Origin of the sequence: Ferruginivarius sediminum (assembly GCF_003344765.1) — a bacterium.
In the GTDB taxonomy this organism is placed as follows: Bacteria; Pseudomonadota; Alphaproteobacteria; order Kiloniellales; family Rhodovibrionaceae; genus Ferruginivarius; species Ferruginivarius sediminum.
The window spans coordinates 247,497-267,043 of sequence record NZ_QPMH01000001.1; the positions used below are offsets into that span (position 1 = coordinate 247,497).

13 protein-coding genes and 1 tRNA gene are annotated in these 19,547 nt (G+C 66.7%); 12 read left to right on the plus strand and 2 right to left on the minus strand.

Annotation, left to right across the window (positions count from 1 at the left end; translation table 11 throughout):
• Positions 1-3: 3 nt before the first annotated feature.
• On the minus strand, positions 4-1,656 hold the full coding sequence (locus tag DRB17_RS01140) for an acyl-CoA dehydrogenase family protein (protein WP_114580317.1): 1,653 nt from the start codon (positions 1,654-1,656) through the stop codon (positions 4-6).
• Positions 1,657-2,091: 435 nt separating this feature from the next.
• On the opposite strand from DRB17_RS01140, the gene DRB17_RS01145 reads away from it, so the two are divergent.
• The 5 genes from DRB17_RS01145 to DRB17_RS01165 all read left to right on the plus strand — a co-directional run bounded on the left by DRB17_RS01145 (position 2,092) and on the right by DRB17_RS01165 (position 9,843).
• Entirely contained in the window at positions 2,092-3,825 is a 1,734-nt protein-coding gene (locus DRB17_RS01145) for a long-chain-fatty-acid--CoA ligase (RefSeq protein ID WP_114580318.1), read from the plus strand.
• A gap of 137 nt (positions 3,826-3,962) precedes the next feature.
• Positions 3,963-4,391: a MerR family transcriptional regulator gene (locus DRB17_RS01150; protein ID WP_114580466.1), complete on the plus strand. Its 429-nt coding sequence runs from the start codon at positions 3,963-3,965 to the stop codon at positions 4,389-4,391.
• A 124-nt stretch (positions 4,392-4,515) separates the two neighbouring features.
• Complete coding sequence (locus tag DRB17_RS01155; protein ID WP_114580319.1) at positions 4,516-5,652, plus strand: thiolase family protein; 1,137 nt, start codon at positions 4,516-4,518, stop codon at positions 5,650-5,652.
• Positions 5,652-7,994: a 3-hydroxyacyl-CoA dehydrogenase/enoyl-CoA hydratase family protein gene (locus DRB17_RS01160; protein ID WP_114580320.1), complete on the plus strand. Its 2,343-nt coding sequence runs from the start codon at positions 5,652-5,654 to the stop codon at positions 7,992-7,994. The genes DRB17_RS01155 and DRB17_RS01160 overlap by 1 nt, the downstream gene beginning before the upstream one ends.
• Before the next feature lie 52 nt (positions 7,995-8,046).
• On the plus strand, positions 8,047-9,843 hold the full coding sequence (locus DRB17_RS01165) for an acyl-CoA dehydrogenase C-terminal domain-containing protein (protein WP_114580321.1): 1,797 nt from the start codon (positions 8,047-8,049) through the stop codon (positions 9,841-9,843).
• An 86-nt stretch (positions 9,844-9,929) separates the two neighbouring features.
• Here DRB17_RS01165 and DRB17_RS01170 read toward each other — a convergent pair whose 3' ends face one another.
• Entirely contained in the window at positions 9,930-11,747 is a 1,818-nt protein-coding gene (locus DRB17_RS01170; RefSeq protein ID WP_241503705.1) for a PHA/PHB synthase family protein, read from the minus strand.
• A gap of 328 nt (positions 11,748-12,075) precedes the next feature.
• On the opposite strand from DRB17_RS01170, the gene DRB17_RS01175 reads away from it, so the two are divergent.
• The 7 genes from DRB17_RS01175 to DRB17_RS01205 all read left to right on the plus strand — a co-directional run bounded on the left by DRB17_RS01175 (position 12,076) and on the right by DRB17_RS01205 (position 19,545).
• Positions 12,076-13,074, plus strand: a complete 999-nt coding sequence (locus DRB17_RS01175) for an OmpA family protein (RefSeq protein ID WP_161958660.1) — start codon at positions 12,076-12,078, stop codon at positions 13,072-13,074.
• A 115-nt stretch (positions 13,075-13,189) separates the two neighbouring features.
• Positions 13,190-14,434, plus strand: coding sequence for an LL-diaminopimelate aminotransferase (locus tag DRB17_RS01180; protein WP_114580323.1), 1,245 nt, complete (start codon positions 13,190-13,192; stop codon positions 14,432-14,434).
• On the plus strand, positions 14,431-15,726 hold the full coding sequence (locus tag DRB17_RS01185) for a homoserine dehydrogenase (RefSeq protein WP_114580324.1): 1,296 nt from the start codon (positions 14,431-14,433) through the stop codon (positions 15,724-15,726). The genes DRB17_RS01180 and DRB17_RS01185 overlap by 4 nt, the downstream gene beginning before the upstream one ends.
• Before the next feature lie 111 nt (positions 15,727-15,837).
• Positions 15,838-16,824: a class II fructose-bisphosphatase gene (glpX, locus tag DRB17_RS01190; RefSeq protein WP_114580325.1), complete on the plus strand. Its 987-nt coding sequence runs from the start codon at positions 15,838-15,840 to the stop codon at positions 16,822-16,824.
• Between the two features lie 7 nt (positions 16,825-16,831).
• Positions 16,832-18,628, plus strand: coding sequence for a single-stranded-DNA-specific exonuclease RecJ (recJ, locus tag DRB17_RS01195; RefSeq protein WP_114580326.1), 1,797 nt, complete (start codon positions 16,832-16,834; stop codon positions 18,626-18,628).
• 46 nt (positions 18,629-18,674) lie between these two features.
• On the plus strand, positions 18,675-19,409 hold the full coding sequence (locus DRB17_RS01200; protein WP_161958661.1) for a DUF1194 domain-containing protein: 735 nt from the start codon (positions 18,675-18,677) through the stop codon (positions 19,407-19,409).
• A gap of 60 nt (positions 19,410-19,469) precedes the next feature.
• Positions 19,470-19,545 (plus strand) — tRNA-Glu (locus DRB17_RS01205).
• The last annotated feature ends 2 nt before the right edge of the window (positions 19,546-19,547 follow it).

Here is a 19,547-nt window from a genome sequence, read left to right on the forward strand (position 1 = left end):
TCCCTAAAGCTGAGGCATCCCGCGCGCGATGATGGAGTCGACGTCGGCATCCCTGACGGATGTGCCGTACGAGTAACCGCCTTCTGCACTCAGGCGGGCCACGCAGAAAGCGTCCGCGACGGCGGCTGGCGCATGCCGGATCAGCAATGAACCCTGGAGCGCAAGGGCAAGGTCCTCGGTGAGCCTGCGCCCGTCGGCCTCTGCCAGTGCGTTCGACTTGAAGCGGTCCTTGAGCGCGTCGACGAAGGCGTCCAGGTGGGCGTTGTGTCCTCGCGTGGCGGCCACTTCCGCCAGAATCGCCTCGCCGGCCTCGGGTGCGCGTTGCAACGCCCGCAGCACATCCAGGCAGATGACGTTGCCGGAGCCTTCCCAGATGCTGTTGAGCGGCGCCTGGCGATAGATCCGGGGCATGACCGATTCCTCGACATAGCCGGCCCCGCCGTGGGCTTCCATGGCCTCGTAGACCAGGTTGGGCAGGCGCTTGTTCAGCCAGTATTTGCCGACGGGCGTCGCGACACGTGCAAAGGCGGCGGCCTGCGCGTCGGTCGTCCGTGCGTCGAAGCTTTGCGCGATACGGAATGCCAGTGCCGTCGCCGCTTCCGATTCCAGGATCAGGTCCGCCAGCACCTGGCGCATCAATGGCTGGTCCAGAAGCCGGCGCTGGAACGCGGTACGGTGGGCGGCGTGCCAGCAGGCGTTCGCCACGGCCTGACGCATCTGCGCGGCCGGCGCCACCGTGCAGTCGAGGCGGGTGTGCTGGACCATCTCGATAATCGTGCGCACGCCGCGGCCCTCTTCGCCGACCCGCCACGCCATGGCGCCGTGGTACTCGATCTCGGAGGAGGCGTTGGCCCGGTCGCCCAGCTTGTCCTTCAGGCGCATGATGTGGATGGGGTTGCGTGTGCCGTCGGGCCGCCAGCGGGGCACCAGGAAGCAGGTCAGCCCGCCTTCCGCCTGGGCCAGCGTCAGGAAGCCGTCGGACATCGGCGCGGAGCAGAACCATTTGTGCCCGACCAGCTCGTAGGTGCCGTCGCCAAGCGAATGCGCCGCGGTCGTGTTCGCCCGGACGTCGGAACCGCCCTGCTTTTCGGTCATCGCCATGCCAAGCGTCGCCGCGCTCTTTTCCGCCATCGGGCGGGACGCAGGGTCATAGGCGGGGCGGGTCAGGCTCTGTACCCACGTCGCGGCCGGGTCGGGGCGGCTCTGAAGTGCCGCGACGCCGGCATAGGTCATCGACATCGGGCAGCAGACGCTTGGCTCTGCCTGGGTCATCAGGAAGAGCAGGGCCGCATGCACCGTGTGGCCGGCGCTCTCGCCGGTCCAGGCGGCGCAGGCGATCCCGTTCGTCAGGCCAAGCTCCATCAGGTTGTGATAGGCGGGGTGGTAACTGACCTCGTCGATGCGATGGCCATAGCGGTCGAAGTTTCGCAGCTCCGGCGGATTACGGTTGGCCTGGATTGCCCACTCGGCGACCTCCGCGCTGCCCACCCGGCTCCCGAATACCTGGAGTCGATTCTCCGCTCCGCCGGCGCCGGCCCGCTCAATGGCCTCGCGCAGCCCGAGGTCGCTGGCGTAGAGATTGACCTCCTCGAATGGCGGCGGCTGATTGGTGACTTCGTGCGTTTCCAACGTCGTGCGCGGTTCGCGGGGTCGCATGGGGCCTCCCTGGCTCGTAGCTGTCGAGCTACGTTCATCCTATGCCTCGTTCCGCATCGCCGCCACGGCGCCGATGACACGTCCAGGAAAACCAAGCGTGGTGGCGACGCCCGAAACCCCGGACAAATCAAGGTCTTGACCGCGAGACAGACGGTGAAGCAGTAGCCCGGACAGGTGAAAGTGACGTTAACGTCAACAAATTTCCCTTGATGAGATTTCACTTTCTTATAGGATAGGAAGTGTAACGAATAACACCAGACCGTTGCCGGCGATCGCCGGACAGTGGCTGACAAACGAATGGGGAAAACCGTCGTGAAGGCAGCAGATCGAGGTCGCCGCTCCACCACGAAGCAACCGGGCCCAGGCGTTACGGCTTTGTCCCCGGCGTCGCCTTCGATGTGCTATCCTTGGACGTGATGCGTGGAGCCGCAGGCCATGTATGCTTCCGCGCCTTCGACCGAACTTGACTGGCGGTCCATCTATCCGCCCGAGGTGTCCTGGTCCCGGCCGCTGGACGCCAAGCCGGTGTACGCCTTCCTGGACGAGGCGGTGCAGCGCTGGCCGGAGCGTCCGTCCATGGATTTCCTGGGCCGGCGCTACAGCTATGCCGAACTGGGCGATCTCGTCGACCGCGCGGCGCAGGGCCTGCGCGAGCTGGGGGTGAAGGAAGGTACGCGCGTCGGCCTTTGCCTGCCCAACTGCCCGTACCACGTCGTCATGTACTTCGCCGTGCTGAAGGCGGGCGGGATCGTGGTCAACTTCAACCCGCTCTACACCGCGCGGGAGATCGCCTCGCAAAGCCGCGACTCCCAGACCGGGATCATGGTGACTCTGGATCTAGACGCGATCTATTCCAAGGTGCGCGAGGTGCTGGACGAAGGCGTGTTGCACCACTTGGTGGTCTGTAGCATGCGCGACTGCCTGCCCCGGATGAAGGGGGCGCTATTCGGTGTCCTGAAGCGCAGCCAGCTTGCCAGCATCGCCGGCGACGAGCGGCACGTTACCTTCGCCAGCCTCATTTCCCACGGCCGGATGCAAACTCCGGCTCCGGTGGTGCCGCAGCGCGACCTCGCGGTATTGCAATACACCGGCGGCACCACGGGCAGCCCCAAGGGCGCCATGCTGACCCACGAGAACGTGGCGGCGAATACGCAGCAGGTGAGTTCCTGGATGCCGGACCTGGAGTTCGGGCAGGAGCGCATCCTGGCCGTGCTGCCGTTTTTCCACGTCTTCGCGATGACCGTGGTGATGAACATGGGCATCGCGATCGGCGCGCAGCTCATCCTGATGCCGCGCTTCGATCTCGCGGATACACTCAAGGCCATCCATCGCAAGCGGCCGACCCTGTTCCCCGGCGTGCCGACGATCTACACGGCCATCAACGGCGCCGCGAACCTGAACCGCTTCGACCTGTCGTCGATCAAGTACTGCATCTCCGGTGGCGCGCCGCTGCCGGTGGAGGTGAAGAAGGAATTCGAGGGCGTCACCGGATGCGTGCTGGTGGAGGGTTATGGCCTGACCGAGGCGTCGCCGGTGGTGACCTGCAACCCGCTGAGCGGGTCCGAGCGCAAGGAAGCCTCCATCGGCCTGCCGCTGCCGGGCACGCATATCGAGATGCGCTCGCTGGAGGACCCGAGACAGCCTGTGGCCATTGGCGAACGCGGTGAGGTCTGTGTGCGCGGCCCGCAGGTCATGGCGGGCTACTGGCAGCGCGAGGAGGAGACCGCGAACGTCTTCGTCGACGGCTGGCTGCGAACGGGCGACGTCGGCTACCTGGATGAGCAGGGCTACAGTTATCTCGTTGACCGCATCAAGGACGTGATCCTGTGTGGTGGCTACAACGTCTACCCCCGCGTGATCGAGGAGGCGATCTACCTGCACCCGGCGGTGGCCGAGGTCGCGGTGATCGCGATTGATGACCATTATCGCGGGCAAAGCCCCAAGGCCTTCGTGCGGCTTCGCGAAGGCGCCAGCCTTGACGAGCAGGAGTTGAGTGACTTCCTGTCGGATAAGCTGTCGAAGATCGAGCTTCCGCGGGCCTTCGAGTTCCGGTCGGAACTCCCGAAGACCCAGGTCGGCAAGCTCTCCAAGAAGGCGTTGCAGGACGAAGAGGTCGCCCGGCAAAGCGGGGGCGGCCCGGACGCGGACGCCGCCGAAGCCAGCGCCTGAACCCGCACGCGAGAACGCAGCGATGACCGACCGTTCCGGCAACGTCGATTTCCCGCGGCACTCACTTGACGTAAGCGTCATGTTGCTGTCGTATAATCCCTGTACCGGCATGAGGCAGAGAGCGGATGGACGGCAGCATGACTCAGCTTTTCACGGTGACGGAACTGGCGGGATTGCTCGACATCACGCCGCGCGCCATCCGCTTCTACGAGCAGAAGGGCCTTATCAATCCGCGGCGTGCCGGCAAGACGCGTGTCTACACGCACCGCGACAAGGCGAGGCTTCAGCTTATCCTGCGCGGCAAGCGCCTGGGCTTTTCGCTGACGGAGATCGGCGAGTATCTCGACCTGTACGAGGTCGACCGCACGCAGACCAGCCAGTTGCAGCTCCTTCAGGAAAAGGTCACCGAGCGTATCGAATTGCTGGAAGCCCAGCAGCGCGACCTGCAACAGACGCTGAGCGAGCTTCACGACGTCCGCGACCAAGTGGAGCGAGCCATGGCCGAGCGGACGCCCGTCGCCGGCAAGCAGTCCGGAGACGGCAAGGCGGACAGCGACGCCGCCTGAGCCGGCGTACAGCACCAACAACCGACCTCCGCGGACCCGGTCAGGGTGGGCGGGCGTGCCGCATGCCGGCGCGTTCGTGCAGCCTTGTGACCGCGCGCGACCGACAAGGCATGGAGAGACAACCATGAGCCACGCAGTTATCGCCGGCTATGTCCGGTCCCCCTTCCACTTCGCCGGCAAGGGACAGCTTGCCAAGGTACGCCCCGACGATCTGGCGGCTCAGGTCGTGCGCGGCCTGATCGACAGGACCGGCGTCAACCCCGAGGATATCGAGGACCTGATCTGTGGCTGCGCCTTCCCCGAGGGCGAGCAGGGCCTGAACGTGGCCCGGCTGATCGGTTTTCTGTCCGACCTGCCGCTGTCGGTGCCCGGGGCCACGGTGAACCGCTTCTGTGGCTCATCAATGGAGGCGGTCCACATGGCCGCCGGGGGCATCAGCATGGGGGCGGGCGAGGCCTTCATCTGCGCCGGCCTGGAGTCGATGACCCGCGTCCCGATGATGGGCTTCAATCCGCTGCCGAATCCCGATCTCTACAAAAGCTTTCCGCAGGCCTACGTCTCGATGGGCATCACGGCGGAAAACGTCGCCAAGCGCTATGGGATCCCGCGCGAGCGCCAGGAGGAACTGGCCGTGGAGAGCCAGCGCAAGGCGACCGCCGCGGCGCAGGGCGGCAAGTACACGGACGAGTTGATCCCGATCAAGGTGAATGGCCACGACGTGACCAGTGACGGCACCATCCGTCCGGACACCACGGCCGAGGGCCTGGCCGGACTGAAGCCCGCGTTCGACGCCGAGGGCACGGTGACGGCGGGCACGTCCTCGCCGCTGACCGACGGCGCGGCCGCCTGCCTTGTGTGCAGCGAGGACTTCGCCGAAAAGCACGGCCTGACGCCGCTTGCGCGGGTGAAGGCTGTCGCCAAGGCCGGCTGCGCGCCGGAGATCATGGGCATGGGTCCGGTGCATGCCAGCCGCAAAGCGCTGGAGCGGGCCGGGCTGACCGCCGAGGACATCGGCGTCGTCGAGTTGAACGAGGCCTTCGCCTCGCAGGCGCTGGCCTGCATGGACGAGCTGCACCTCGACCGCGAGCAGGTGAACCTCGATGGCGGGGCCATCGCGCTGGGCCATCCGTTGGGCGCGACGGGCGCGCGCATCACCGGCAAGGTCGCAAGCCTGATGAAGCGCGAGGCCCGGAAATACGGGCTTGCTACGCAGTGCATCGGCGGCGGCCAGGGCATCGCGACGATCCTGGAGGCGCTGTGATGGCGGAAGCGACCGATAGCCCGGTGAAGGAGGCCGCCGTTCTGGGCGCCGGGGTGATGGGGGCGGCGATTGCCGCGCACCTCGCCAATGCCGGCGTCACGGTTCACCTCCTGGACATCGTGCCCGAGGGCGCGAAGGATCGCGACACCGTCGCGAAGACGGCGATCCAGAAACTGCTGAAGCAGGATCCCGCGCCCTTCACGCACAAGCGCAACGCCAAGCGCGTGCAGCCCGGCAACATCGAGGATCACCTGGACCGCCTGGCCAGTTGCGACTGGATCGTCGAGGCGGTGATCGAGCGCCTGGACATCAAACAGGCCCTCTACCGCCGACTGGACGAGAAGCGCAAGCCGGGTAGCGTGGTGTCCTCCAACACCTCGACGATCCCGCTGGCCGCGCTGACGGACGGCATGCCGGACACCTTCCGGCGCGATTTCCTGATCACCCACTTCTTCAATCCGCCGCGCTACATGCGGCTGCTGGAACTCGTTGCTGGCCCCGACACCCGACCGGACGCCGTCGCGGCGATCGAGGCTTTCGGGGACCGCGGCCTTGGCAAAAGCGTGGTCCACTGCAATGACACGCCGGGCTTCATCGCCAACCGCATCGGCATCTACTGGCTGACGGCCAGCATCGTCCACGCGCAGGAGATGGGCGTCGGCATCGAGGAAGCGGATGCGGTGATCGGCCGGCCGTTCGGCATCCCCAAGACTGGCGTATTCGGGCTGATGGACCTCGTCGGCCTGGACCTGATGCCGCACGTCATGGGCAGCATGCGCGAGGCCCTGCCCAAGCACGATCCCTTCCACGCCATCGACCGCGAGTTGCCGGTCGTTCGCCAGATGATCGAGGCGGGCTATACCGGCCGCAAGGGCAAGGGCGGCTTCTATCGCATCAATCGCGAAGGCGGCGGCAAGGCGAAGGAGGTCGTCAGCCTCGATGACTTCACCTACAGCCCCGTCACCCGGCCGAAACCCGACTGCCTGGAGGCCGCCCGACATGGCGGCGTCGCCGCGCTGCTGCAGTCGCCGGACAAGGTCGCGGCCTATGCGCGCAAGGTGATGGGCGCGACCCTTGCCTATGCCGCCTACCTGGTGCCGGAGGTCCATGACGATCCCGCCGCCATCGATGAGGCGATCCGCCTTGGCTACAACTGGAAGCAGGGACCGTTCGAGCTGATCGACGCCATCGGCGCGGCGAACCTGGCGCAGGCGCTCAAGGCCGAGGAGCAGCCGGTGCCGGCGTTCCTGCAACAGATCGGCGACGGCAGCTTCTACCGTACGGTGGATGGCGAACTGCAGGTGTTCCGCGCCGACGGCCAGTATCACACCGTCCGGCGGGCCGACGGCGTGCTGCGTCTGGCGGACGTCAAGCGCCGCGGCAAGCCGGTCGTGAAGAACGGCTCGGCCAGCCTGTGGGACCTGGGCGACGGCATCGCCTGCCTGGAGTTCCACACCAAGATGAACGCGATCGACAACAAGATCATGGAAATGATCCACACGGCGATCGCCACGGTGCCGAAGAGCTTCAAGGCGCTGGTCATCCACAACGAGGGCAGCAACTTTTCCGCCGGCGCCAACCTGGGCCTCGCCATGTTCGCCGCCAATATCGCCGCCTGGGACCAGATCGAGCAGATGGTCGAGGGCGGGCAGACCGCCTACCGGGCCTTGAAGTACGCGCCGTTCCCAGTGATCGGCGCGCCGTCGGGCATGGCGCTGGGTGGCGGCTGCGAGGTGCTGCTGCATTGCGACGCAGTGCAGGCGCACATGGAAACCTACATGGGCCTCGTCGAGCCGGGCGTGGGCGTGGTGCCGGCCTGGGGCGGCTGCACCGAGATGCTGGCCCGCTATGCCGCCAACCCGAAGCTGCCGAAGGGCCCGATGCCGCCCACCGGCAAGGCGTTCGAGACCATCAGCGTGGCCACGGTGGCCAAGTCGGCGGAGGAGGCGAAGCAGCACGGCTTCCTGCGCGAGAGCGACCGCATCACCATGAACCGCGATCGCGTTCTGGCCGACGCCAAGGCGCTGGCGCTGGAACTGGCCGAGGGCTACCAACCGCCGGAGAAGCCGGAGTACGTCCTGCCCGGGCCTTCGGGCAAGGTTGCGCTGGATTTGGCGGTCGACAGCTTCCGCCAGCAGGGCAAGACGACGCTGCACGACCTCACCGTGGCCGACAAGCTGGGCGAGGTGCTTTCCGGCGGCGATGCCGACATGACCGAGCCCAAGGGCGAGGACTTCCTGCTGGCCCTGGAACGAAAGGCTTTCATGGAACTGGTGAAGACCGAGCCGACGCTGCAGCGCATCGAGCACATGCTGGAAACCGGCAAGCCTTTGCGGAACTAGGAAATCAGGGAGGCGGGGGCGCAATCAGCCCCGCCAGACGAGGATACAAGCCATGCCGAGTTACACCGCACCCCTGCGCGACATGCGCTTCGTCTATCACGAGCTGATCGACGGCGACTCCCTGCAGGAACTCCCCGCCTATGCCGAGGCCACGCCCGACACCGTGGACGCGGTGCTGGAAGAAGCAGGTAAGCTTTGCCGTGACGTGCTGCAGCCGCTGAACCGCGGCGGCGACGAAGAGGGCTGCACCTACGAGAACGGTGTCGTCCGCACGCCGGCGGGCTTCAAGGAGGCCTATGCGGCCTTTGTCGAGGGCGGCTGGCCGTCGCTGGCCGCCGACCCGGACTATGGCGGGCAGGGTCTGCCGCACCTGCTGAACACGCTGGTCGAGGAGTTGATCTGCTCGGCCAACCTGTCGTTCGGGACCTATCCGGGGCTGACCCACGGCGCCTACCGGGCGCTCCACGCGCATGCCAGCCAGGAGTTGAAGGACCGCTACCTGCCGAAGTTGGCCGAGGGCACCTGGACGGGGACGATGTGCCTGACCGAGCCGCACTGCGGCACCGACCTGGGCCTTGTGCGGACCAAGGCGGAGACGAACGACGACGGTAGCTACGCGATCTCCGGCACGAAGATCTACATCTCCTGCGGCGAGCACGACCTGGCCGAGAACATTGTCCATCTCGTCCTGGCGCGCCTGCCGGGCGCGCCGGCCGGCACCAAGGGCATCAGCCTGTTCGTCGTGCCGAAGTTCCTGCCCAACGAGGATGGCACGCCGGGCGTGCGCAATGGCGTGAGCTGCGGCGGTATCGAGCACAAGATGGGGCTGAACGCCTCGGCCACCTGCGTCATGAATTTCGAGGGCGCGACCGGCTGGCTGGTTGGAGAGTCCAACAAGGGCATGCGGCAGATGTTCACGATGATGAACCTCGCCCGCCTGGCCGTCGGCATCCAGGGTATCGGTCTCAGCGAGGCCAGCTATCAGGGCGCCGTCCAGTACGCCCACGACCGCAAGCAGGGCAGGGGACTCAACGGACCGAGATACCCGGACCGGAAGGCCGATCCCATCGTTGTGCACCCCGACGTGCGGCGCATGCTTCTTACCATGCGCGCCTATACCGAGGGGATGCGCGCGCTGGGCGCCTGGGTTGCCAGGGAGGCGGATATCGCCGACGCGCATCCCGACGCGGACCGGCGGCAGCAGGGCGACGATCTCGTCGCGCTGATGACGCCGGTGGTGAAGGCGCTCTTCACCGACCTGGGCTACGACGTGACGAACCTGGGCGTGCAGATCCATGGCGGCAGCGGATATGTCCGCGAGACCGGCATGGAGCAGTTCGTCCGCGACTGCCGTATCGCACAGATCTACGAGGGCGCCAACGGCATCCAGGGCCTCGACCTCGTCGGCCGCAAGATGCCGGCGCACACGGGCCGCAGCCTTCGCCGGTTCTTCCATCCGGTCGCGAATTTCCTGGCAGAACACCAGGACAACAAGGAGTTGGCCCCCTTCGTTCAACCGTTGTCGAAAGGCTTCGGCCGCTTGCAGACCGTGACGGGCTGGCTGGCGCAGAAGGGCCTGTCGGACCCCGAGGAAGCCGGCGCGGCAGCCACCGACTACCTGCGGCTGATCGGCCTTGTGGCGTTGGGCTACATGTGGGCGCGTACGGCACAAGTGGCACTGGCTCACACAGGCGACGATGGCGACGGCTTCTACGCGGCGAAGCTGGCGACGGCCCGCTTCTTCATGCAGAAGCTGCTGCCGCAGACGGGTGCACTGGTCTCCCAGATCATGAGCGGCAAGGACGCCCTCATGGACGTGCCGGAAAGCGCCTTCGCACTATCCGCATAAGACGCGAAACGGGGGCGGCACCGTCCGAAGTGCCGCCCCCACCAAGCCGCCTTGCGGCTGATCGACGATCATGATTCCGTTAGCGTTTAATCCTGCGCCTTCACCTTGACGTAGGAGCCCGGCGCGTCCTCGATCGGCTCGATGACGCCGCCGCCCGGCTCGCGGGCCGGGACCTTCGCGGTGCCGGATTTCTGCTCGATCCACTTCTGCCATTCCGGCCACCAGGAGCCCTCAACCGCCTTGGCGTTCTCGAACCACTTGTCGGGATTCTTCGGGTTCCGGGAGTTGAGCCAGTAGTTGTACTTGTTCGCTGCCGGCGGATTGACCACGCCGGCGATATGGCCGGAGGCGGCGAGCACGAACTTGACCGGGCCACTGATTTTGCTGGTCAGCGCGTAGCCCGACTTCCACGGGGCAATGTGGTCTTCCTTCGTCGCCAGGACGAAGGCCGGCTGCTTCACCTTCGACAGGTCGATCGGCACACCCTTCAACTCGATCCCGCCGGGCTCGATCAGCTTGTTCTCCTGATACATCTTGCGCAGGTAGAAGCTGTGCATCGCCGCCGGCATGCGCGTGGAATCCGAGTTCCAGTAGAGCAGGTCGAAGGGGAACGGCTCCTTGCCCAGCAGGTAGTTGTTCACCACGAACGACCAGATCAGGTCGTTGGCGCGCAGCATGTTGAAGGTCGTCGCCATCGACTTGCCTTCGAGGAAGCCCTTCTCGCGCATCTTCTCTTCAAGCGCGGTGAGCTGTTCCTCGTCGATGAAGACCTCCAGTTCGCCCGCCTGGGAGAAATCGACCATGGTCGTGAAGAACGTGGCCGACTTGATCCGGTCCGCCTTTCCAGTCTGGTCGAGATAGGCCAGCGTGCAGGTCAGCAGCGTGCCGCCCAGGCAGTAGCCGATGACGTTCGCTTGCTTTTCGCCGGTGATCTTTTCGATCACGTCCAGCGCGGCCAGCGGACCGTCGGTCATGTAGTCCTCGAAGGACTTCTGGGCAAGACGCTCGTTCGGGTTGACCCACGAGACGACGAAGACCGTGAAACCCTGGTCCACGGCCCACTTCACGAAGGAGTTCTTCTGCCGCAGGTCCAGGATGTAGAACTTGTTGATCCACGGCGGGATGATCAGCAGCGGAACCTTGTAGGTTTCCTCCGTGGTCGGGGTGTACTGGATCAACTGCATCAAGTCGTTCTGGTAGACGACCTTGCCCGGGGTCACCGCCAGGTTCTTGCCGACCTCGAAAGCGTCGACGTCGGTCTGGCTGATCTTCCCCTTCTCCATGTCGTCCAGCAGGTTCTCAAGCCCGCGCAGCAGGTTCTCGCCGCCGGTCTCCAGTGTCGTGCGCAGCACCTCCGGATTGGTCATCACGAAGTTGGAGGGGGCCATCGCGTCGACGAACTGGCGCGTATAGAAGTCGACCTTCTTGGCGGTGTGCTCGTCCAGGCCCTCGACCTCGTTCACGGTCGACTGCATCCAGCGTGCACTCAGCAGGTAGGACTGCTTGATGAAGTCGAAAAGCTGGTTCTCCTGCCAGGCCGGGTCCTTGAAGCGGCGGTCGCCGCGCTCGGGATGCGCGACGGGCTCGGCGTGCTCGCCCATGAGCCGGCTGGTGGTCGACTGCCACAGCCGCAGGTAGTCCTGCCACAGGTTCATCTGCGCCTGAACCAGCTTGGCCGGATCGGCCATCATGCGCGTCGTCATCTCCATGAACGCGCTGCCGATGTTGAAGGGATCCATCTGCGCGTCGGGTTTCTGCAGATGCTGACGTTCAAGAAAATCCGCGACCAGCTTCTGGCTCTTCTCGGCGATACTCGTCATCGTCTGCGAAAGCTCGACCGGATCGGGCAGCTTGACATCCTGCTGTCCTCCGGCCTGCTGTTGCTGACGCTGTTGCTCAGCCATGATCGCTTCCTTATGATCTTGGCACTTTGGGGCGTTGCGACCGTTGCGCGGTTGTTGCTCGGGGGGGCATCCGCGCCGTGCCGCGGTCTTATATTGCGCTGCACACAATAGCCGATAGCCATCACGTTGCAACCATCGAAACGAATAGCAGGGTTGACGTAACAGTAACGTAACCCCCGGTAATCTGGACGCAATACACTCAGCACTGGCGGGCGGAATGATACCAAAGGGCGACGCGGGCAGCAGCAACGAATATGTATCGTTAAACGGGCTTGGGCGAAGTTTTCTTGCGCTGGCGGTTGTATTCGCGCTCGGCGCTTGCGAAACGGTGCAGGACGTGGACCCCACCGGCCTGTTGGGCGGGGACGATTCGATCTCCGATACGCAGGTGGTCGAGGCACCGGACAGCGAGGCTTCGGCCTATCCAAGCATTTCCAGCGTCGAGGAAGAACCGCCGCGCCGTCCCTCGCGCAGCGATTCGCGGCGGGAGCTGCAGGCGCAACTGGCCAGCGACCGGGCGAACGCGCGCTACTCCGGCGACGACCTGCGCGCCGAACCGCCGCCAGCGCCCGATGTCGCGTCCTCGGAAGGCAGGGAGAGTTCGGAAGGCGGGGAACCGGAGCCGCCCAAGGCAGTGAAGGTGGAAGAGACGGGATCCGCTCGCGCCCAGCGGACTCAAACAGCAAGCGCCGCGCCGAGTTCGGCGGGAACGGGCGATAGCGGCATGTCCGCAACGGAATTGCCCGGCGAGGAAGCTGCCGGCGGCGATATGGAAACCAGCCCGGCGTCGGTTGAACGCAGGGACATCCCTCAGCTTGCGCCAAGCCGCGACGGCCAACCTGTCGAAGTCGTCGCACCGTCCGCGGAGCGGAGCCGGGCCGGCGGCGCACCGCAGTCGGCGCAGGCGACAACGACCGTCGGCACGGGCATGAAGGACGCCCGGCGGGCTAGCTCGCGGATGATCTCCGGGGGTGGGGAGCGTATTGCCGTCGTCTACTTCCGGCATGGTTCGCACCGGCTGGGATCGATCGACCGGCAGGTTTTGCGCAAGGTCGCGGCACTCTACCGCGAGCAGGGCGGGCACCTGCGTATCGTGGGCCACGCCAGCAGCCGCACCGCGACGCTGGATCCAATCGCCCACCGGGTGGCCAACCTTGACGTTTCGCTGAAGCGCGCGGAGACCGTGGCCGATGCGCTGATCGGTATGAATGTGCCGCGGCAGGACATCCGTGTGGAGGCGCGGGCCAACCGCGATCCGGTCTATCACGAGTTCATGCCGACGGGCGAAGCCGGAAACCGCCGCGCCGAGGTTTACCTGGAGCGTTAAGCCGTCGTAATAAGGGGTCCACGTGGCTATCGCCCGGGGGTAGTGGCCGCGATACTGCGTGAAGACGCGTGCGGACGTCTGCAAACGTATTCATCCGTCAACATCGGCGCGGGACATGGAACAGGAATTCCACCGTATCAAGCGGCTCCCGCCCTACGTCTTCGCCGAGGTCAACAAGCTGAAGGCCGAGGCGCGGGCGCGCGGCGAGGACATCATCGACTTCGGCATGGGCAATCCGGACATGCCGCCGCCGCAGCACGTGATCGACAAGCTGAGCGAGGCGGTGCAAAACCCGCGCGCCCATCGATACTCCAATTCGCGCGGGATTCCGGGTCTGCGCAAGGCCTTGGCGGGCTACTACGCGCGCCGCTTCGGCGTGGAGCTGGACCCCGAGCGCGAGGCCATCGTGACACTCGGCTCCAAGGAGGGGTTGGCCAACCTGGCGCAGGCGATCACCAGTCCCGGCGACATCTTCCTGGTGCCGAACCCCAGCTATCCGATTCACGCCTTCGGCTTTATTATCGCCGGCGCCGCGCTGCGCGCGCTGCCGCTGGCGGACTTCGACGATGACAGCGTGGATTTCCGGCGCGCGTTCATGCACCAGATGGAGCGCGCGCTGCGCCACTCGGTGCCGAAGCCGCTGGCGGTCGTCCTGAACTTCCCGGCCAATCCGACGACGCGCACGGTGGACCTGGACTTCTATGGCGAGGTGGTGGAGTTCTGCCGGCATCACGGCATCTACGCGATTTCCGACATCGCCTATTCCGAGGTCTACTTCGACGGCAACCCGCCGCCGTCGATCCTTCAGGTTCCGGGCGCGCGCGAGGTGGCTGTGGAATTCACCTCGCTGTCCAAGACCTATTCCATGCCGGGCTGGCGCGTCGGCTTCTGCGCGGGCAACGAGAAGCTGATCGCCGCGCTGGCGCGGGTGAAGTCCTACGTCGACTACGGCGCCTTCACCCCGATCCAGGTGGCCGCGACGGCGGCTCTCAACGGGCCGCAAGAATGTGTGGATGAGATGCGCGCGCGCTATCGCGAGCGTCGCGACGTGCTGGTGCGCGGGCTGAACGCGGCGGGGTGGCCGGTGGCCGCGCCCTCGTCGACGATGTTCGTATGGGCGCCGATTCCCGAGGCGTTCCGCGAGATGGGGTCGCTGGCGTTCTCCAAGCTGCTGCTGGAGGAGGCGGAGGTCGCCGTCAGCCCGGGCGTCGGTTTTGGCGAATACGGCGATTCCTATGTCCGCCTCGCTCTGGTAGAGAACCAGCACCGGACGCGGCAGGCCGTCCGCAACATCAAGGCTTTCATGCGCAAGGCCTGCATTTCGGAAGAGAATTCACAGGCACAGAAGGTGGCGTTTTGAGCGAAACGCTGAAAATTGGCGTCGCGGGCCTCGGCACGGTCGGAGTCGGCACGCTGCAATTGATCGAGAAGCACTATGAACTGATCGCCCAGCGCTGCGGCCGGCCGGTCCTGGTCACCGCCGTTTCCGCGCGCGACCGGCGCAAGGACCGGGGCCTCGACCTCTCCGCCGTGCGCTGGTTCGAGGACGCCACGGCGATGGCGGCCGACCCGGATATCGACGTCGTGATCGAACTGATCGGCGGCGCGGACGGCCCGGCAAAGGAGATCGTCGAGGCGGCGCTGTCGAACGGCAAGCACGTCATCACCGCGAACAAGGCGATGATCGCCCACCATGGCACGGAACTGGCCCAGCGCGCCGAGCAGGCGGGTGTGGCCCTGGCGTGCGAGGCGGCGGTGTGCGGCGGCATCCCGATCATAAAGACCTTGCGAGAGGGGTTGGCTGGGAACGCCATCAACGGCATCTACGGCATCCTCAACGGCACATCCAACTTCATCCTTTCCAGCATGCGCGACACCGGACGCGAGTTCGGCGAGGTGCTGGCCGAGGCGCAGAAGCTGGGTTACGCCGAGGCGGACCCCGGCTTCGACATCGACGGCGTCGACGCGGCGCACAAGCTGGCGATCCTGACCGCACTGGCCTATAACTGCGAGGTCGATTTCGACGGCGTGCACGTCGAGGGTATCCGCGACGTTACATCGCTCGACATCGCTTTCGCCGACGAGCTTGGCTACCGTATCAAGTTGTTGGGCATCGCGCGGCTTACCAATGGCGGGGTGGAGCAGCGCGTCCACCCCTGTATGGTCCGTAAGGACGCGCCGATAGCCAACGTCGAGGGCGTCTACAACGCTGTCGTGGCCGACGGCGACTTCGTCGGCTCGCTGCTGACGGAGGGTGAGGGTGCCGGCGCCGGGCCCACGGCCTCGGCGGTGGTGGCCGACCTGATCGACATAGCTCGCGGCGTGCGCCTGCCGACCTTCGCGGTGCCGGCGAGCGTGCTGGACCGCCGGCCCTCGCGCGCGATGGCCGAGCACTGGGGCGGCTACTACCTGCGCCTGATGTGCGTCGACCAGTCGGGCGTAATCGCCGACATCACGGCGGTGCTGCGCGACGAGGACATCTCGGTGGAATCGATGGTGCAGCGCGGGCGCGGGCCGGCCGGCGAGGCCGTGCCGATCGTCATCACCACGCACGAAACGACGGAAGCCGGCATGACCCGCGCGCTGGACAGGATCGCGGCTCTCGATACGGTGCTGGAGTCGCCGAGGCTCATTCGTATTGAGCCGTTGTAGGTAGGGCTGAACGCTTGCCGCACGGCGGCGAATCCGGCAGGAAGGAACCAAGCGGCGCCGGCCTTCGATGATAGGGGCTGCGCGACCTCAATCGACTGGGGAAGGATAGGCATGTCCAAAGGCATTTCGCTCGACCGCAACTTGGCGCTGGAAGGCGTTCGCGTGACCGAATTGACCGCGCTGGCCGCCTCGCGCCTGATGGGCCGCGGCGACGAGAAGGCGGCCGATCAGGCGGCGGTGAACGCGATGCGCACGGCCCTCAACGGGCTGCCGATCAAGGGCACGGTCGTCATCGGCGAGGGCGAGCGCGACGAGGCGCCGATGCTGTATATCGGCGAGGAAGTCGGTGCCGGCGGGCCGCCGGTCGATATCGCACTAGACCCGCTGGAGGGCACGACCATCACCGCCAAGGGCGGGGCGAACGCGCTGGCCGTGATCGCGATGGCGGAATCCGGCGGCTTCCTCAACGCGCCCGATGTCTACATGAACAAGATCGCCGTCGGTGGCGGACTGCCGGACCATGTCGTCGACCTGGACGCCGAGCCGAAGGACAACCTGAAGGAATTGGCGAAGGCAAAGGGCAGGGATGTCGGGGACCTCGTCGTCTGCATCCTGGACCGGCCGCGCCACAGCGACCTGATCGCCAAGGTGCGCGAGGCCGGCGCGCGGATCATGCTGATCAGCGACGGCGACGTCTCGGGCGTGATCGCGACCAGCCGCTACAACGCCGGCGTCGACATGTATATGGGCATCGGTGGTGCGCCCGAGGGCGTGCTGGCGGCCGCCGCGCTGCGCTGCATCGGCGGGCAGATGGAGGGTCGGCTTGTCTTCCGCAACGACGACGAGCGGGGCCGAGCGCAGCGCTGGGGCATCACCGACTATGACCGCAAGTACGGCCTGGAGGAACTGGCCGGGGGCGACGTCATGTTCGCCGCGACCGGCGTGACCGACGGGGCGATGCTGCGCGGCGTCCGCCGCTTTACCGGCGGGGCCAAGACGCACTCGATGGTGATGCGCTCCAAGACCGGCACCGTCCGCTTCATCGAGGCCGATCACAACTTCCAGCGCAAGACCTGGGCGGAGATCGCGGGCCAGTAGGCCGGCGATGCCGACCCAAGCCGCCCGGACGCGCGCGTGCTTCCTCGACGTCGAGCAGTCGCTCGGCGGCAAACGCTGGGAGGCGCGCAACGGCGACGAACGCATGGCCCGCGCCCTGGCTCAGCGTCTGGGGCTGCCTGAGGTCGTGGGCCGCGTCATGGCCGGGCGCGGCGTCGATCTGGAGCATGCGGAGGGCTATCTGAACCCCTCGCTCAAGACCGATCTTCCCGATCCCTCCGGCTTCAAGGACATGGACGCCGCGGCCGAGCGGCTGGCCCGCGCCGTCATGGCGGGCGAGCCAATGGCGCTGTTCGCGGACTACGACGTCGACGGCGGCACCTCGGCGGCGCTGCTGGGCCGTTTTCTGACAGCGGTTGGCGCCGAGCCGCGCATCTATGTGCCGGACCGGCTGAACGAGGGCTATGGGCCGAACGTTCCGGCGCTGCAACGGCTGCGGGACGAAGGGTACAAGCTGATCGTCTGCCTGGACTGCGGGACGACCGCCCATGAACCGCTGGAGGCCGCCGCGTCCATGGGGCTGGAGGTCGTTGTCGCCGACCATCACGAGGCGGAGCCGAAGCTGCCGCCGGCCCTGGCGCTGGTGAACCCGAACCGCCTGGACGAGAGCGGCGCGCACGGGCAGATGGCGGCCGTCGGCGTGACCTTCCTGCTGGTGGTCGCCGTGAACCGGGCCTTGCGCGCGGCCGGCGCCTATGGTGGGGAGCGGGCCGAGCCGGACCTGCGGCGCTGGCTGGATCTCGTCGCGCTGGGCACCGTTTGCGACGTGGTGCCGCTGACCGGGGTGAACCGGGCGCTGGTGGCGCGCGGCCTTGACGTGCTGGCACAGCGGCGGAACGCCGGCATCGCGGCGCTGTGCGACGTGGCACGGCTCGACGAGAAGCCGACGCCCTTTCATCTGGGCTTCCTGCTGGGGCCGCGCGTCAACGCGGGCGGCCGTGTCGGGCGCGCTGACCTGGGCGCGCGGCTGCTGTCGACCGATATGCCCGGAGAGGCGGCGCGGATCGCCGAGGAGCTGGACCGCCTCAACACCGAGCGAAAGGAGCTTGAGGCTCAGGTGCTGGAGGCGGCGCTCGCGCAGGTGGAGGCGGAGGGCACGCCCGAAGGCATGGTGTTCGCCGCCGGCGAAGGCTGGCATCCGGGCGTCATCGGCATCGTCGCCAGCCGCCTGATGGAGCGTTACGACCTGCCGGCCCTCGTCGTCGCGCTGGACGGGAACGGTCAGGGCAAGGGCTCTGGCCGTTCGGTGCGCGGCGTCGATTTGGGTGGCGCGGTGATCGCCGCGCGGCAGGCCGGCCTGCTGATTGACGGCGGCGGCCACACGATGGCGGCGGGCCTGACCGTGGCGGCGGATGCGATGGCCGAGGCGCGGGACTTCCTGCGTGAGCGGCTGACCAGGGCGCTGACGACCAGCGGTTACGTTCCCTCGCTGGGGCTCGACGGCGCGGTGAACCCGCGTGGCGCGACGGCCGAGCTTGTGCGCACGCTGGAGCGGCTGGGTCCTTACGGCACCGGCAACGCCGAGCCGCGCTTCGCCGTGCCGCAGGCGCAGATCGTCAAGCCAGAGGTGGTGGGAGAGAAGCACGTCCGCTGTTACCTGACCGGCCCGGACGGCGGCCGGCTGAAGGCGATTGCATTCCGTTCCGTGGACCGGCCGCTGGGCCGCGCGCTCCTGGAGAATCGGGGCGTTCCGCTGCATGTGGCGGGCAAGCTGCGCCTCGATCAATGGGCCGGCCGCGACAATGTGCAATTAATCATTGAGGACGCGGCGGCGGCTGGACGTTAGACTGTTCGCTATTATGCGCCGCTTTTCGCCCTGTCCGGCTTTGCGAGTGGCGTGGGTCCTCGCGTTTGCGAGCCTGGCCGCGCCTGCCGACGCGCGTGCCGAAGCGGTGGAGCTCGAACTGGTGCTGGCGGTGGACGCGTCCTCCAGCGTGAATCGCGCCGAGTTCGATTTGCAGGTGACCGGCATCGCCCGGGCGTTCGGCCATCCCTCGGTCTTGAACGCCATCGAGGCGGTGGGCGGTAACGGCATCGCCGTCACACTCCTGCAATGGTCGGGCACCGACCAGCAAAAGCTCGCCGTGCCCTGGACGCGGGTCCACGACCCGGATACGGCGGGCAGCTTTGGCGACGCGGTCGGGGTCGCGCCCCGCTATGTCCTGACGGGCGGCACGGCCATCGGGCAGGCGCTGGAGGCCGCGCTGGCGGCGTTCGAGGGGAATGGCTTCGAGGGCCGGCGGCGCGCCATCGACATCTCCGGCGACGGGCGCGCCAACGTCGGCCTGCGCCCGGAAATCGCCAGCCAGGGCGCCGCCGCGGCGGGAATCACTATTAACGGACTTGCCATCCTGAACGAGGAGCCGGGCCTGGACCGCTATTACCTGGACAACGTCATCGGCGGCCCCGGCGCCTTCCTTATGACCGCGACCAACTACGACGACTTCGCCACCGCCATCCGCCGCAAGCTGATCCAGGAAATCGCCGGCGCCCCCGTCGCTAGCCGCGAACCGCCGAAGACGCAGGAAAACGTGGAAGGAAGCGCCCAGGCCGCAGGGAATCCCTGACGTCCCCCTTGCGTTCGCCGTCCATCTTGGCTATGTCATGCCCGCGCCGCAAAGGCACGCGTCCCCATCGTCTAGAGGCCTAGGACTCCGCTCTTTCAAGGCGGCAACACGGGTTCGAATCCCGTTGGGGACGCCAAT

Coding starts and splice junctions, on each gene's coding strand:
- DRB17_RS01145 (WP_114580318.1), top strand. CDS start 2,092: ATGTATGCTTCCGCGCCTTCGACCGAACTTGACTGGCGGTCCATCTAT.
- DRB17_RS01155 (WP_114580319.1), top strand. CDS start 4,516: ATGAGCCACGCAGTTATCGCCGGCTATGTCCGGTCCCCCTTCCACTTC.
- DRB17_RS01160 (WP_114580320.1), top strand. CDS start 5,652: ATGGCGGAAGCGACCGATAGCCCGGTGAAGGAGGCCGCCGTTCTGGGC.
- DRB17_RS01170 (WP_241503705.1), bottom strand. CDS start 11,747: ATGGCTGAGCAACAGCGTCAGCAACAGCAGGCCGGAGGACAGCAGGAT.
- DRB17_RS01140 (WP_114580317.1), bottom strand. CDS start 1,656: ATGCGACCCCGCGAACCGCGCACGACGTTGGAAACGCACGAAGTCACC.
- DRB17_RS01150 (WP_114580466.1), top strand. CDS start 3,963: ATGACTCAGCTTTTCACGGTGACGGAACTGGCGGGATTGCTCGACATC.
- DRB17_RS01165 (WP_114580321.1), top strand. CDS start 8,047: ATGCCGAGTTACACCGCACCCCTGCGCGACATGCGCTTCGTCTATCAC.
- glpX (WP_114580325.1), top strand. CDS start 15,838: ATGTCCAAAGGCATTTCGCTCGACCGCAACTTGGCGCTGGAAGGCGTT.
- DRB17_RS01180 (WP_114580323.1), top strand. CDS start 13,190: ATGGAACAGGAATTCCACCGTATCAAGCGGCTCCCGCCCTACGTCTTC.
- recJ (WP_114580326.1), top strand. CDS start 16,832: ATGCCGACCCAAGCCGCCCGGACGCGCGCGTGCTTCCTCGACGTCGAG.